At 65.5% G+C, this 14,982-nt stretch carries 13 protein-coding genes; 4 read left to right on the forward strand and 9 right to left on the reverse strand.

What is annotated here, in order from left to right; all coding sequences use genetic code 11:
- Window positions 1-45: 45 nt before the first annotated feature.
- Window positions 46-2,388, reverse strand: a complete 2,343-nt coding sequence (locus A9976_RS20885; protein ID WP_259649265.1) for a penicillin-binding protein 1A — start codon at window positions 2,386-2,388, stop codon at window positions 46-48.
- Between the two features lie 163 nt (window positions 2,389-2,551).
- A complete protein-coding gene (locus A9976_RS20890; protein WP_034389809.1) occupies window positions 2,552-3,121 on the reverse strand; it encodes a bacterioferritin in 570 nt (189 codons plus the stop codon).
- A gap of 242 nt (window positions 3,122-3,363) precedes the next feature.
- Between A9976_RS20890 and A9976_RS20895 the strand changes: the two genes are divergently transcribed.
- The 3 genes from A9976_RS20895 to A9976_RS20905 all read left to right on the forward strand — a co-directional run bounded on the left by A9976_RS20895 (window position 3,364) and on the right by A9976_RS20905 (window position 5,636).
- Window positions 3,364-3,870, forward strand: coding sequence for a glutathione peroxidase (locus tag A9976_RS20895; protein WP_183020601.1), 507 nt, complete (start codon window positions 3,364-3,366; stop codon window positions 3,868-3,870).
- A 129-nt stretch (window positions 3,871-3,999) separates the two neighbouring features.
- Window positions 4,000-5,064, forward strand: coding sequence for an asparaginase (locus tag A9976_RS20900; RefSeq protein WP_183020602.1), 1,065 nt, complete (start codon window positions 4,000-4,002; stop codon window positions 5,062-5,064).
- 113 nt (window positions 5,065-5,177) lie between these two features.
- Window positions 5,178-5,636 carry an RDD family protein gene (locus tag A9976_RS20905; RefSeq protein ID WP_012202823.1) on the forward strand — a complete coding sequence of 153 codons (459 nt, stop codon included), beginning with the start codon at window positions 5,178-5,180 and terminating at the stop codon, window positions 5,634-5,636.
- Between the two features lie 37 nt (window positions 5,637-5,673).
- On the opposite strand, the gene A9976_RS20910 is transcribed toward A9976_RS20905, so the two are convergent.
- The 5 genes from A9976_RS20910 to sbcD all read right to left on the reverse strand — a co-directional run bounded on the left by A9976_RS20910 (window position 5,674) and on the right by sbcD (window position 12,929).
- Window positions 5,674-6,117, reverse strand: a complete 444-nt coding sequence (locus A9976_RS20910) for a lysozyme inhibitor LprI family protein (protein ID WP_183020603.1) — start codon at window positions 6,115-6,117, stop codon at window positions 5,674-5,676.
- Between the two features lie 192 nt (window positions 6,118-6,309).
- Window positions 6,310-6,918 (reverse strand): hypothetical protein, encoded by a 609-nt coding sequence (locus A9976_RS20915; RefSeq protein WP_183020604.1) that lies wholly within the window; start codon window positions 6,916-6,918, stop codon window positions 6,310-6,312.
- 206 nt (window positions 6,919-7,124) lie between these two features.
- A complete protein-coding gene (locus A9976_RS20920) occupies window positions 7,125-8,063 on the reverse strand; it encodes a GSU2403 family nucleotidyltransferase fold protein (protein ID WP_034366888.1) in 939 nt (312 codons plus the stop codon).
- Between the two features lie 82 nt (window positions 8,064-8,145).
- Complete coding sequence (locus A9976_RS20925) at window positions 8,146-11,655, reverse strand: AAA family ATPase (protein WP_183020605.1); 3,510 nt, start codon at window positions 11,653-11,655, stop codon at window positions 8,146-8,148.
- Window positions 11,652-12,929, reverse strand: a complete 1,278-nt coding sequence (gene sbcD / locus A9976_RS20930) for an exonuclease subunit SbcD (protein ID WP_183020606.1) — start codon at window positions 12,927-12,929, stop codon at window positions 11,652-11,654. The genes A9976_RS20925 and sbcD overlap by 4 nt, the downstream gene beginning before the upstream one ends.
- Before the next feature lie 139 nt (window positions 12,930-13,068).
- On the opposite strand from sbcD, the gene A9976_RS20935 reads away from it, so the two are divergent.
- A complete protein-coding gene (locus A9976_RS20935) occupies window positions 13,069-13,455 on the forward strand; it encodes a VOC family protein (protein ID WP_012202828.1) in 387 nt (128 codons plus the stop codon).
- Between the two features lie 139 nt (window positions 13,456-13,594).
- Here the strand turns inward: A9976_RS20935 and A9976_RS20940 are convergent, their stop codons facing one another.
- Window positions 13,595-13,996 (reverse strand): hypothetical protein, encoded by a 402-nt coding sequence (locus A9976_RS20940; RefSeq protein ID WP_013804557.1) that lies wholly within the window; start codon window positions 13,994-13,996, stop codon window positions 13,595-13,597.
- Window positions 13,997-14,028: 32 nt separating this feature from the next.
- Window positions 14,029-14,670, reverse strand: coding sequence for a peptidoglycan recognition family protein (locus tag A9976_RS20945; RefSeq protein ID WP_183020607.1), 642 nt, complete (start codon window positions 14,668-14,670; stop codon window positions 14,029-14,031).
- Between the last annotated feature and the right edge of the window lie 312 nt (window positions 14,671-14,982).

A 14,982-nucleotide genomic window follows, 5' to 3' on the forward strand; every position in this document is an offset into this window, starting at 1 on the left:
TGCCCATGGTGGGAGACTTCATGTCCCGCGCCCTGCGCAGCCCCGTCATCGACGCCAAGGCCCGCTTCGAGCCGCCCGTTCAGGGGTCGGGGTTGGCTCCGGAATGGCGGGTTGGTCGGGCTGGGCGGGCGGCTGCTGGTCGGGCCACCAGCCCTGCATGCGTTCGCGCAGGCGGCCGACCATGTCGGACCACCAGTGGCTTTGTTCGGGCGGCTCGAAGCGGGCCTTGGCGTCGATGACGGGGCTGCGCAGGGCGCGGGACATGAAGTCTCCCACCATGGGCAGGGCGCTGCGCGAGCCCTGGCCCCAACGGTCGCTGCGCAGGGTGATGCGCGGGTCGTTGAAGCCGGCCCAGGCGCCGGTGACGATTTCCGGGTGCATGAGGATGAACCAGCCGTCGGCATTGCCCTGGGTGGTGCCGGTCTTGCCGGCCACGTCGGCGTGGATGCCGTAGCGCTGGCGCACGGCCACGGCCGTGCCTTTGTCCACCACGGAGCGCAGCATGTCCACCAGGGCGTAGGCGTGGTCTTCGTCCAGCGCGCGCTCGGGCTTGGGCGGGCTGAATTCTGCGATGACCTTGCCGTCGGCGTCCTCGATGCGCGTGACCATCATGGGCGGCAGCCAGCGGCCACCGTGGGCCAGGCTGGCATAGGCGTTGACCATTTCCAGCAGTGACACCGGGCTGCTGCCCAGGGCCAGGGCGGGTACTTCGTCCAGCGGGCTCTGGCGCACGCCCAGGGCGCGCGCCAGGCGTGCCACGCGGGCGGGGCCCACGGACTGCATGACTTCGGCGGTGATGGTGTTCTTGGAGTAGGCCAGGGCGTCGCGCAGCGTCATCTCGCGGCCCGTGGGTGGCGTGGCGTCGGTGGGGCGCCAGACTTCGCCGCCGGGCAGCTTGATTTCCACGGGGCCGTCCACGCGCTTGTCGTCGGGGGTGGCGCCCTGCTGCAGCGCGGCGCCATAGACAAAGGGCTTGAAGGTGGATCCGGGCTGGCGCCGTGCCTGCTGCACGTGGTCGTAGGCGTCCTGCGTGAAGTCGCGGCTGCCCACCCAGGCCAGCACTTCGGAGGTGGCCGGGTTCAGCGCCACAAAGCCTGCCTGCACGCGGGTCTTGTCCTCGCGCAGCTGCTTCATGAAGGCCTTGTCGGCCAGCAGGGCCTTGAGGGTGTCTTCCTCGCTGTCCTTGTCCGTTGCCTTGTCCTTGCCTTGGCCGTCCGCGCGTTTGCGCGCCGCGCGCCAGGCGGGGGTCTCCCGCACCAGCTGTTGCACCAGCGGGTTGGCGGCATTCCAGCCGTCGCGCTGGCTCCAGGCGCCGTTGGCCACGCCCTGCAGCGTGCGCGTCTGGCGCGCCACGGCCTGGTTGGCCCAGTTCTGCAGGCGCGAGTCGATGGTGGTGTGCACCACCAGGCCATCGGTGTAGATGTTGTAGTCGTTGCGGTCGGCCCAGTCGATCAGCCACTTTCGCAGTTGCTGCGCGAAGTGCGGCGCCATGCCCAGGGGCTCTTCCTGGCGCTCGAAGTTGATGCGCATGGGGCGCTTCTTGAGCTGGGCGAACTCGGCCTCCTGCAGCACGCCGCGCTTGACCATTTGCGACAGCACCGTGTTGCGTCGGTACAGCGCGCGGTCGGGGTTGAGCACGGGGTTGTAGTAGCTCGTGCCCTTGAGCATGCCCACCAGCGTGGCGCTTTCCAACACCGTCAGCCGCGCGGCCGGTTTGTCGAAATAGGTGCGCGCCGCCATCTCTATGCCGAAGGCGTTGTAGAGGAAGGGCACGGTGTTCAGATAGGTCTCGAGGATCTCGTCCTTGGTGTAGAGCGCCTCGATCTTGAAGGCCGTGATCGCCTCCTTGAGCTTGCGGTTGAGCGTGGGCGCGCGGCCGATCTCGGTCGGGTACAGGTTGCGTGCGAGCTGCTGGGTGAGGGTGGAGCCGCCCTGCGGATCGCCGCGCAGCGTGTGCACCACCGAGCCCAGCGTGCGCCGCCAGTCCATGCCGTGGTGTTCGTAGAAGCGGTGGTCCTCCGTGGCGATCAGCGCCTTGATCACCGAGGGCGACATCTCGTCGAGCTTCACCCACTGCCGGTTGCTGCGCTTGAACTGCGCGAGCTGCTTGCCATCCGCGCTCATGATCTGGGCGGGCTGCTCCAGCTTGGCCTTGCGTATGTCGCGGATGCCGGGCGTGAACGGGATCAGGGCCAGCACATACAGCGCGAACAGCAGCGGCAGCGCAGCGGCGAACAGCAGCCATTCGCGCCGCGTGGGCCAGCGGTGCCACCAGGGCAGGGCCGCCACGCGCTGGCCGATGCGGCTGGCCAGCAGCCTTTGCCAGGCTGCGAGCAGGGCCGAGAGCAAGGCATCAGGCAGCTTCAAGTCATTGAAAGAAAAGCGCATATTGCAAGACGGCCCTGATGACGGGACATCAGGGCCGGTAGGGCGGGACCATTCCGCGAAGCCGAGAGAATGCCCAAAAAAGCGGCACCCCGCTCGCGCGGGGTGCCTTGCCTATGGGCCAAGCCCCGGTATTGTCGGGCTGGCGGGTACTGGCGGGAAGTGCTTATTTCTCCAGCCAGTCGGACAGCTCGTCCGCATGTTCCTGTTCCTGCTCGAGGATGGATTCGATCAGCCGGCGCGTGGTCGGGTCCTTGTCGCCGATCAGGTCGATCATCTGGCTGTAGGCCTCGATGGCCACGCGCTCTGCGATCAGATTGGTGCGGATCATGGCCTTCAGGTCCGTCTCGCCGTTGTAGTCGGCGTGGCTGCGCTGGGTCAGCGTCTGGGGGTTGAAGTCGGGCTCGCCGCCCAACTGCACGATGCGCTGGGCCAGCTTGTCGGCGTGGGCCATTTCCTCGTTGGCATGGACCAGGAACTCGTCGGCAATGGCGGGCGAAGCCAGGCCCACGGCCGTGAAATGGTGGCGCTTGTAGCGCATCACGCACACCAGCTCGGTGGCCAGCGAGTCATTGAGCAGCTTGATGATGTCCTCGCGCCAGGGCCCGAAGTGCGGGGTCACGGCGCCATCGTCCAGGCTGTGCTTGGCGGCCTCCAGGGCCTTGGGGTCCAGCGCCAGGTGGCCGTTGCCGGCGTTGGATTTGGCTTGCTTCGTGGGGGTGCTGTTGGGGTTCATACGTGGTCTCTTCATCGTGGGACGGAAACTACGGCAGGCATGCGCCTATGCGGCTTGTAAACACCTGCCAGCGAAACGGGACCAGGCGGGCCGATGTGCCCCGCCTGTTGCCTTCCAAGGTAAGTTTTTGGCCGCCTGCTGTCTGTGAGACAAGTCCGCATCCCCATGCCCGGCCAGCGCGCCCCTGGGTGTCCCTGGCTATCCCGGCGCTACCATGGACGCTCCACTCCAGGAGCACCCGCATGAATGACATCGCCGCCGCGCCCCGCTCGGCCTACGACTTCGAGGCTACCTCCATCACGGGCCAGGCCGTCCCCCTGTCGGACTACCGCGGCAAGGTGCTGCTCATCGTCAACACCGCCAGCGCCTGCGGCTTCACGCCGCAGTACGCGGGCCTGCAGGCGCTACATGAGCAGTACGGCGAGCGCGGCCTGGTGGTGCTGGGCTTTCCCTGCAACCAGTTCGGTTCCCAGGAAAAGGGCAGCGAATCGGAAATCGCCAGCTTCTGCGACCTGAACTTTGGCGTGCGCTTTCCGCTCATGGGCAAGATCGACGTCAACGGCGCCAACGCCCACCCGCTGTACCGCTGGCTCACGGCCGAGGCGCCGGGCGTGCTCGGCACCAAGGCCATCAAGTGGAACTTCACCAAATTCCTCGTTGGCCGCGACGGCCAGGTCATCCGCCGCTATGCGCCCCAGGATGCGCCGGCCAAGCTGTCCACGGACATCGAGGCCGCGCTGGCGCCTTGACGCGTTGATGCGCGTTGAGGCGCGCTGATCGCGCCTGTCCATCAGGGTTTCACGCAGGGCCGGCAGCGTGGGCCGGCCGCACGCCATGGTTAGCATGCTCCTTGACATCGCAACAAGGAGACAACACCCGTGAAAGCCTTCCGCCGCACCGCCCTCGCCCTGCTCACCGCCTGCACCCTGCCCATGATTGCTACCAGCGCCGCCGCCCAGGACAAGCCCGTGGTCCAGTTCATTGCCACGGGCGGCACCATCGCCATGAAGATCGACCCGGTCAAGAACGCGCCCGTGCCCGCGATCTCGGGCGACGACCTGCTGGCCACCGTGCCCGATGTGGGCAAGTACGCGCGCATCCAGGTCAACAACCTGTCCAACGTGCCCTCCGACTACATGGACCCGGCCCGCTGGGTGCAGCTCACCCAGGCTGTGCAGGCCGCGCTGGCCCGTCCTGAAGTGGCCGGCGCCATCGTCTCGCACGGCACGGACACGCTGGAGGAAACCGCCTTCTGGCTGGACCTGACCGTGCAGTCGTCCAAGCCCGTCGTGCTCATAGGCGCGCAGCGCAATGCCTCGGTATCCGACTTCGACGGGCCGCGCAACCTGCTCAACGCCGTGCGCATCGCCGTGGACCCCAAGGCCCGCGACAAGGGCGCCATGCTGGCCATGAACAACCAGATCAATGCCGCGCGCTACGTCACCAAGACACACACGGCCAACGTGGAGACCTTCCGCTCGGGTGAATTCGGCTTTCTGGGCGAGGTCTACCCGGACCGCGTGAACTTCGCCTCCGCCCCCGCGCGCCGCCAGCACCTGCCCATCCAGGCGCAGACCATGCCCGAGGTGGAGATCTTCCCCATGTACGGCGGCGCCAACGGCCAGGCCGTGCGCCAGGCGGTGGACCGTGGCGTCAAGGGCATCGTCATCGACGCCCTGGGCATGGGCAACATGAACGTCGCCATGCTCGATGCCGCCAAGTACGCCATCGGCAAGAACGTGCCCGTGGTCGTCAGCACGCGCGTGCACAACGGCCGCGTCATGCCCAGCTACGGCTTCGAGGGCGGCGGCAAGACCTCGTACGAGGCCGGCGCCGTCATGGCCGACGACCTGCGCGCGCCCAAGGCGCGGATCCTGCTGATGCTGGCGCTGCAGTCCGGCGTGACGGGGCAGAAGGACCTGCAGGCAGTATTCGATCGATAGTTCGACCGACAGGCCGCCGCAGCCCTGCCGCGCAGGCCCTGGCCTTGCGCGGCATTTCTGGCGGGGCACCGAGGTGGCACACTGGCAGCCTCATATGCCAACCAGGGCGCACCATGCAGGATGACGATCTCGAATACGTGGGCTTCTGGGCCCGCACCGGCGCCGCGCTGATCGACACCGTGATCCTGCTCGTGCTCATGCTTCCGGCCCTGATCTCCATCTATGGCTGGGAATACCTGGAGTCCGAAAAACTGCTGCACGGCCCGGCCGATTTCGTCATCTCCTGGGTGCTGCCTGCCATTGCCGTCGTCATCTTCTGGATCAAGAAACAGGCCACGCCGGGCAAGATGCTCATCGCCGCCAGGATCGTGGACGCGCAGACCGGCGCGGACATGAGCACACGGCAGGCCATCATTCGCTACCTGGCCTATTTCGTGTCCATCATCCCGCTGTGCCTGGGGCTGATCTGGGTGGCCTTTGACCCGCGCAAGCAAGGCTGGCACGACAAGATTGCGGGCACCGTGGTGGTCAGGCCCAAGCACCGGGGCGTGCAGCCGGTGAAGTTCCGCTGACACGCACCTCAGGCGCGCCCGCATCGGGCGCTCCGTGCTATTTCAACGGCAGCTCGGATGTGGCATCGCGCAGCTGCGCGGCCCGCCCGAAGTTCAGTGCTGCAGCACAGGACAGGCGCCTGATCTCCGTCGCGTTGCCGGCTGCGCCGCCAGCCAGAGAAGCAAGCCAGCTGCATTGGGCATCGCGGTACTGCGTGAATTCCTTGCCGGAGGCGGACAGCCTGGCCTTGGCCTGGGCGGCATATTTGGCATCCTCATCCCATTGCCCCAGTGCGCTGGCTGCCTGTTCCTCGGCCTGCTTCAAGGCCTTGTGGCTGTCTGCGAGCCTGCGCGCCAGGCAGTCTCGCATTCCGGCCTGGGAGTGGGCACTGCATTCCTCGCGCAAGGCGCGTTCATCGGGTTGAGGAATGATTTCCGTGGCGAGGCTCCACAGAGGAATGCAGGCTGCCAGTGCCAGCGTTGTCAGTTTTATTGCTCGCATGTAGTGGTCCTGAATTCGAAGGGGCCGGACTCCCTGATCCCGATGCAATGGCGATGGCCGCAAAGGCGCCGGGCATTCTGGCATGCCTGATGGGCCGGTTGCGGGCAACTGCACGCGAACGCCAAGCCAGCGGTCATGCCAATGCGCAGTGGTTTCCCTTGCGCACGAGCACCGGCCTCCCTGCCCCGTGGCTCAATCCTCTTGCAGCCCCGGCTCGTCCACCACGAAGCCCGAGCCGTCCTCGTCGCAGAACACGCATTGCTGCACGAAGCTGTCCATGCTGCTGGCGTGGAACCAGATCAGGCCCTGGTCTTCGTCGCAAAGCATGTCGGTCTGCTCGTCCACGCTGGCGGCGGCAAAGCCGCTCAGTTCCATTTCTTCGAGGAACTGCTCCAGGTCCTCGCAGCCCGCAAACAGCTCATGGTCCAGGCTGCCGATGCGGCCCTTGAAGGCGCCGTGCAGCACTTCCACGAAGGGGTTGCCGCCAGGGTCATGGCCAATGACCATGAAGTGCGCGGCAAACAGGTTCTCGCGCTGGTGGTCCTCCACGTCGCAGTGCTCCGAGCCTGCGCGGAAGTGGTGCAGGGTGCGCAGCCAGGCGTGGTTGTCGCCGGTCTCGTCGTCGGCCTGCAGGTAGTCCTCGCGATCGGGCGCCGCTTCGAGCCGGTCGAAGTCCAGGCCGTTCTGCGTGATCAGGAACTGCGCGTAGGCGTCGGAGAAGCCTTGCGCGGCCTGGTACTCGCGCACTGCCTGGGCGTCGGGCAGTGCCAGGCCGAAGGGATTGGGAAAGCGCACTTGCATGGAGCGGTCCTTGAAAAGGAGTGAACGGCGGCCACGCAGGCCGTGCCCGCAGGATGGTGCAGGCGTTGGGCGGCAGTTTGGTGACAGCTCCGTATTGAGCTGCAGAGCAGAGCAAAGCAGTGGCACGCAATGACTTCCCATATGTGCGTTGAGCCCAGGCCTGCCTGCTCACACATTGCACAGGTCTCAGACGTATCCGAAAGCACTCATGGAGGCAAGTACCCGTCCACCAGCGCTTGCACCACGTCCGCTTGCAGTACATCCCGCCTGCGCTTGATGGCCTCTCGCTCGCGCAGGCCGGCCATCCATCGCTTGAACGCGACGAAGGTTGCCGGGTGGACGGTATGCATGCGCGCCATGGCTCCATTGCTGGCGACGATGACGGCTGAAAACGGTGGCGCATCCAGCAGCACGTTGGCACGCCTGGCCTGGGCCACCCAGAAGTCTTCCTCGGCGTCGCTGAGTTTGATGGGGTGGGGATCGTCTGCCACACGTTCGCGACGGATGATGTCCACTTCAAAACCGTCTTTGTTGACGGCCGTGTAGAGCTGGCTTTTGCGCAGGCGGAACGTGCTGTCCACCTTCTTCAGTACGCCGAGCATGGAGCTGTCTACGCGGGCGAGTTGCGTGGCAAATTGCAGCCGCTTGCGGGTATCCCACAACAGGTCCATGTCGCGCGTGGCCAGGGCATCTGCCTGTAGCCGCAAGCCGGCTGCTGCCTCGTACGCGTAAAGCGCATGCGTTCCTACCACGCGAAAGTGCGGACTCAGCCCGGTGATCGACAGACGGTTGAGCAGCTCCACCACCAGCGGGTCCACCCTGCCTACGCGCAGCGCACGATTCAGTCGCTGGTGCTGGGCCAATGCGGCCTTGAGCCCGGCCAAACGCTCGGCGCTTTCCTGTTTGCGCTGCATGAAGCGTTCATAGATGGCTTCGGTTTCCGGCGTGCGAAGACCGAGGCTGGTTTCGGCGCCCGCAGGCGTGGTGCGGATCAGGTAGCTGGATTGAGGAGACGACGCCGGACCCGCATGCCAATACATGCCACCGCGTACTTGAGCCCCTTCATCCCGGGCTTCTTCCAGGGCTTCGAAGGTGGATACGGCGTCTATGTACTGGCGGGCCGCTGATGGCTGGAGGTCTTGCATTTCGGTATTTTTTTGAGAATTTCTCTTTTATACCGAAATTCTTTTAAAAACAACAGCCTAAGAGATTTTGAAACGCTTCGGATCACGAAGAAACCACCAGCCTCGAATGCCCCACGCCACCGCCTTTCTCCACCCGCACCTGCACGGCGATGCGCTCCTTGAGCGCCTCCACGTGGCTGATGATGCCGATCATCTTGCCGCTGTCGTTGAGCCGGTCGAGTGCGTCGAGCGCGATCTCCAGCGTGTCGGCATCGAGCGTGCCGAAGCCTTCGTCGAGGAACAGGGAATCGATGGAGGTCTTGTGGCTGACCAAGTCCGACAGGGCCAGTGCCAGGGCCAGGCTGACGAGGAAGGCCTCGCCGCCCGATAGCGTGCGCGTGTCGCGCGGGGTGTCGCCCTGCCAGCTGTCGACGATGTCCAGTTCCAGCTCGCCCTCGGGCTTGCGGCGCAGCAGGTAGCGGCCGTGCAGGCGCGCCAGGTGGAGGTTGGCCAGGTGCAGCAGGTGGTCCAGGGTGAGGCCCTGGGCAAAGCGCCGGTATTTGTCCCCCTTGGCCGAGCCGATGAGGCCATCCAGGTGCTGCCACAGGTCGCTGTCGCTCGCCTGGGCGGCGATGTGCTCGAACAGGGCCTGCTGGCCCTGGCGGCGGCGCTGGTCGTCGGCCAGTTGCGTGCGTGCGCCGCCCAGTTGTTCGCTGAGTGCCGTATGGCGCTCCTGCAGTGTTTGCAGCAGGGCCTGTATGGCTTCGGGTGCCAGGTCGGTCAGGGCCTGGGCCTGCAGTTGCGCGTGCTCGCGCTGCGCGGCTTCCAGCAGGGTGGCCGCGCGCTGCTGTGCCGCCTGCAGTTGCTGGCGCAGCGTGGCCAGGCGCTGGCGTTCGGGTGCGGGCAGCAGGGCCTGCAGGAAGGCGGGCTCGTCAGCAAAGGGGCTGGTGCCCAGGGCGGCCTGCCATGCGGATTCGGCCTGGGCCGCTTCCTCACGCTGGCGGGCCAGCGTGGCCTGGGCCTGTTGCTGCTGGCCTTGCAGGGCATCCTGCCGCCGCGTGAGAGCGGCGATGTCGCTGGCGCATTCGGCCAGGGCCTGCGGCAGCTGTTCCACGGGCGGCAAGGGCAGTGAAGGCGGCTCTGCCACAGCCGTATCGGCGGGATGGGGCTGCGCCGTTCTCTGCCCCTCCCACAGTGCCTCCCACTGCGCCTCCCACTGTGTTTCCCACTGTTTGTTCCAGCGCTGCGCATCGGCCTCGGCCGCCTCGCATTCCTTGCGCTGCAAGGCCATGGATTGGGCCAGTTGCTGCAGGTCGTGCCGGGCCTGTTGCCAGTGCTGCCATTCGGCTTCGCGCGCTTCAAGCCAGGGCTGGGCGTCGTCGGGCAGGGTGTGGCCGGCCTCGCCGAGTGAGGCCTGCAACTGCGCGTTCAGCGCCTGGGCTTCGGCCTGCAGGCCGGCGATGGATTGCTGCAGTTCTTCGCGGCGTGCGCTGTGGTCGGCCAGGGCCTGCTGCTGCAGCGCAAGCTGGCCTTGCGCGGTCTGCAGCGACTGGCGGCTGTGCTGGGCAGCGTCCTTGGCCTGTTGCACGGCCTGCTCGCCTTGCTCGGCGGCCTGCACGGCGCGCTTGAGCGTGTCCAGCTGGCGGGCGCAGGCCTGGGCCGATGCGGCGAGGGTGTCGGCCTGTTGCCAACTGTCTGGCGCGAGTTGCAGGGGTTGCGTGAGGCCCTGCCATGTGTCGTTCCATGTGTCGTGCCAGCGCGCGATGTCCTGTTCCAGTTCGTCGGCCTGGCGCTGGCGCGCAGCCTGCGCGGCCGTGGTGGCGGCCAGCGTGGCGCGGGCGGTTTCGCCCTGGGTTTGCAGGGCGTCGAGTTCATCCTGCTTGCGGCGCAGCGCGGCTTCGGTGGCCGAGGCGTCCAGCGCTTCGTAGGCGGCCACGGCCGGGTGCTCGTGCGCGCCGCACAGCGGGCAGGGCTGGCCGGGCTGCAGGGCGTGGCGGTGCTCGGACAGGCTTTGGATGCGCTGCTCCTGGAGGAGCAGGGTCTGCTTGTCCGCGACCTGTTCCTTGACGCTCTTGTACTGCTGCCGCAGAGCTTGCAGCGATGTGTCCTGCGCCCGCGCCTGTGCCTCTCCATCGCGCAATTCCTGCTCCAGCGCAGCTTGCTGGCGCGCAAGTTCGCGGCGCTGCGCGGCCTGGGTTTCTGCCTGGCGCCACAGGTGCAGGCGGTCCTGCTCTGCCTGCTCGCGGGCGCGCAGCTCGGCCATGCCGCCGCTGCCTTGAAGGCGCTGCGCCTGTTCGTCCTGCGCGTGCTGGAGTGCGGCGCTGGCGCGGGCCTGGGCGTCAGTGGCGGCCTGGACCTGGGCCGCGCCGGCTTCGGCGCTTTGCGCCATGCGGGCCTGTTCGGCATCCAGCTTGCGCAGGGCCTGCTGCTGGCTGGCCGCTTGCTGTTGCTGGCTGGCGCGCAGCTTGAACTGCTGGCGCCAGCTGCCCAGGCGCTCGCCCAGCAGGGCATGTGCGGCATGGTGGTTGCAGAACTGTTCCAGCGTTTGGTGCTCGGCCTGCTGGCGTGCCAGGGTGTCTTGCGCGGCCTGGGCCAGGCGGGCGGACAGGGCCTGGGCATGGCGGTGCTGCAGCAGCAGGCGGGCCTGGGTTTGCTGTTCATGCTCGCGCAGTTGCTGCAGTTGCCGGCGGCTGTCATCGCAGGCGGCGGTGCTGCGCTGCCAGGTCTGGTGCAGCGGCTGCAGCGCCTGCGCGGGCTCGCCGTGGGCCAGTCTTTCCAGTTCGGGCGCGGCCTGCTCCAGTGCCTGGGCGGCGTCTGCGCAGCCGGTGCTGGCGGCCTGCAGTGTCTGGTTGGCCTGGGCCAGTTGCTGCTGCCATTGGTGCTGGGCCTGGGTGCGCAGGTAGTCGGCCTGCAGCGTGGCCTGCTCCGTCACCAGACTGTCGGCCTGGGCCTGCAGGGCATCGCGCGCCTCGGGCGTCAGCAACTCCACGCCATCGGCCTGGGCCTTGAGCTGGTCCAGGCGCTGGCGCGCGTCGCGGGCGCGTTCGAAGACTTTCTGCGAGATGAGGCCGTAGATCTCGGTGCCTGTCAGCTCTTCCAGCAGGCCGGCGCGCTCATTGGCATTGGCTTGCAGAAAAGCCGCAAAGCCGCCCTGGGCCAGCAGCATGGACTTGGTGAAGCGCTCGAAGTCCAGCCCCGTGATGGCGGCGGTCTGCTCCAGCTTGTCGCGCGTCTGGCTGCTGAGGATGCTGCCGTCGCCCCGGGCCAGTTCCACCTTGGGCGTCTGCAGCGCGCCATCGAGCCTGTCGCGTGCGCGGCGCTGGCTCCAGAAGGCGCGGTAGACCTGCCCCTTGACCTCGAACTCGACCTCGGCCAGGCAGTCTGCCGTGTGGCGCGTCATGAGGTCGTTGGCCGATGCCGAGATGTTGTTCAGCCTGGGAGTCTGGTGGTACAGCGCCAGGCAGATGGCATCGAGCAGGGTGGACTTGCCCGCGCCCGTGGCCCCGGTGATGGCGAACAGGCTGTTGCCCGCGAACGGTGCCTGCGTGAAGTCGATGCGCCATTCGCCCTTGAGCGAGTTGAGGTTCTTGAGCCGCAGCGTAAGGATCTTCATGCGCGGGCCTCCTCGCCGTGTTCGCCGGCGCCTGGCTGGGGCGCATCGAGCCCGGCCACCACCTCCTGGTAGCGCCGGGTGAGGGCCTGGGCCAGGCCGGGCTCCAGTGTTTCCAGCGCCAGGCGGCGCTCGAAGACGTCGGCGGGGCTGATCTCGTGCAGCGACTCGCCAGCGGCGGCGGCCATGCCGGCTACCGCCCGGCCGCGCTGGCGCCGCACGCGCAGCAGCTCCACCGGCAGCTCGTCGGCCAGGGTCTGCACGCGGTCGGTGAGCTGGGGCAGGTAGTCGTCCTGCTCCACCACCACTTCCAGCCACACGGGCCGTGCAGGGCGGCCGGCCTGGGCGGCGGCGCGCATCAGATCCGGCAAGGCGGTCAGGCTGCCTGCCACCGAGGCCATGGGCTGAAAGCAGGGAACGGGCAGCAGCGTGACTGCCTGCAGCCCTTCGGGGCCCAGGTCCACCAGCAGCATCTGCTTGGACTGGCGGGCCTCGTCAAAGCTCAGCGCAATGGGCGAGCCGCTGTAGCGGATGTGTTCCAGGCCGCCCACTTTCTGCGGCTGGTGGATGTGGCCCAGGGCCACGTAGTCGGCGGGCGGAAAGGCCGAGGTGGGGAAGGCATCCAGCGATCCCACGTAGATCTCGCGCACGGACTCGCTGCTGCTGGCGCCCACGGTGGTGAGATGGCCCGTGGCGATGATGGGCAGGCGCTGGCCGGATGCGGCAGCCAGCGCGTCACGGCGTGCCATGGCGGCGTCGTGCACGCTGCGGTAGCACGACTCGATGGCGGCTTGCAGCGCCTGCTGCTTTTGCTCGGCGCTTTGGCCGGGCTGGCTCAGCACCAGGTCGCGCGGGCGCATGAAGGGCAGGGCGCAGACGATGCAGCCGGGCGCGGCCGGCTGCCCCGGCCGGCGCCGCAGCGGCAGCTCGACCACGTGGCTGGCCGTCTCGCCCACGGCGGCAACCACGGTGGTGTCCAGGCAGGCCAGCAGCTCGCGGTTCTCTGCCAGCGTGGCCACGGAGTCGTGGTTGCCGCCCAGCAGCAACAGGGCCACGCCGGCCGCATGCAGGCGCACCACCAGCTGGCTGTACAGCTCGCGCGCATAGCTGGGCGGCGCGCCGGTGTCGAAGATATCGCCCGCGATGAGCACGGCGTCCACTGCCTGGGCATCGACCTGCTCCAGCAGCCAGTCGATGAGCGCAGCGTGCTCGGCCTGGCGGCTCTTGCCCATGAAGTGCTGGCCCAGGTGCCAGTCGGAAGTGTGAAGAAGGCGCATGGTTTCGGTATCGCGGTATCGGTGCAATGTCCGCCGGCTGTGGCGGGGGCGACAGTATGGTCGCTGGCGCGCATGGGTGACAGCAGGACGGCGTGCCGCAGCTAACATCCCGGTTCGCATCAACCAAGGAGACACAGGCATGTTCAGCCACGTCATGGTCGGGGTCAACGACCTCGAAAAATCCAAGCAGTTCTACGACGCATTCCTGGGCGCGCTGGGCATTGCGCCGGGCATGGCCAACAAGAACCGCTATTTCTACCGCAGCGCGGGCGGCACGTTTGCCATTTCCACACCGATCAACGGCGAGGCTGCCTGCCACGGCAATGGCGCGACCATCGGCTTTGCGACGCAGTCGCCCGAGCAGGCCGACGCGGCCCATGCCGCAGCCGTGGCAGCCGGGGGCGTGACCTGCGAGGATCCGCCCGGCTGGCGCGAGGCTTCGCCCGGTGGCCGGCTGTACCTGGCCTATGTGCGGGATCTGGATGGCAACAAGCTGTGCCTGTTGCATCGGCCGCCGAAGGCCTGAGTTTCTGACCGTGCCGGACGGTGTTTTTTCGGCGCTGGAGCCCTGACGTCGAAACGCCAAAATGCAAACAGCCGATGTGCCATCGCTGCACTCGGCTGTTTTTATTGCGGTTGGCCAAGGTGGTGCCACGCCAGAATAATCACCATTGAAATGGCTTGAACTTGCATTTTGGGCAGTGCAATACCGTCTTGTCCCGGCCCTCCAGGAACAGCGCACCGCCCCGGAACTGGTTGATGCTCCAACTTCCACGGCTGCCATCGCTGAATGCAATTTCGCCGCTTGCATAGCAGGGCGACCAGTCTAGCGTGTAGTGCGCGTCGTTTTCGTTGGTGGTTTTTGCCTGTTGAAAATAACGGCGCACCTGGGAGATGGTCAGGACAAAGTTGGCGCAACTCACCGCTGGGTCTTTTTCGATGGGCGATTTGGCCGCGTTTTCCTGGATGGTGATCTGGCTGATCTTGGGAAGTATCAGTGGGCACAGTGGCGGCTCGAACTCTGAGCCTTTTGTGCATTGATTGGCGGCGGAGGCGGTGCTAGCCATAACAACTAGCAGGGGTAAGGTTAATAGTGATCTCACCATTTTGCTGAAATCGCTTCCGTAGGATTTTTTCTAGAGACTTCTGGGTGCCTGAAAACTTCGCTCATAGATATTATTGGTGTCAGCGTTAATTCCGCGATAAGCCACTGTAGTGCATTATTCTGCTCGCTTGTAACGGCTTGGTAAGTTTTCTTTTCGTCTGGTATGTTCCCGCCACGAGGAAGTGCTTCACCTGCCAATTCAATGCCAATGCTGTCTTGGTTGGCCGGAAATCGTGCTGGAACCTTTTTCAGCATCTCGCGCTTGTTCTCTTGGGTCGGATTGAAATGTTGTAACGATTTTAATTCAACTGGTGTGCATCGCTTTTCCAGTAAGCAACGCGCTTTTATTTTGCCAATGTGCCATGTTTTTTTGTAGAGGGAAGCGGTTTGATATATTGTTCCATCTTTCTCTATCAGGAAATGTGCTCCATTTGCTGATGGGTTTTTGTAACTATCAATTGAAGACTGTGCTGTCGATCCTCCAGTTTGATGAACAATGATGCCATGAAGTTCTTTCATTTCACCACGTTCAATGGTGGGTGCGATGGCTGGCTTTATGAGTGAGTGGATTGCTATTCCATTTCTATCGATTATTGGCATTTGAGTACCAAAGATGTGGGCCTGATGATGGCCCATAAGTTGTTAATCAGTGATTTGCGAGATATCGTAATTGCCGTTGATATGTTAGCCATGATGGGTATTGAGTGGTTGGGTTGAATTCGTAAAATCATGCAATCCTGATCTTTTTGTCATATCTCGCAGTTTTTTAGATGTTTGGGCGGCTGTTGTTGTGATCTGATATGCGAATCAGTCTGCCTGGCGGAGTAGCAACTGTCTTGGTTTATGCGGGTGATCAAGAAATTGGTCGACAACTGGACAGGCTTGGCCTCGGAAAAAGCACCACCCGGCAGGGTCAAAAAATACGCAGGCCCATGCCCACTGCCCTGT

Origin of the sequence: Delftia sp. UME58, from assembly GCF_014170385.1 — a bacterium.
Lineage (GTDB): Bacteria > Pseudomonadota > Gammaproteobacteria > Burkholderiales > Burkholderiaceae_C > Comamonas > Comamonas acidovorans.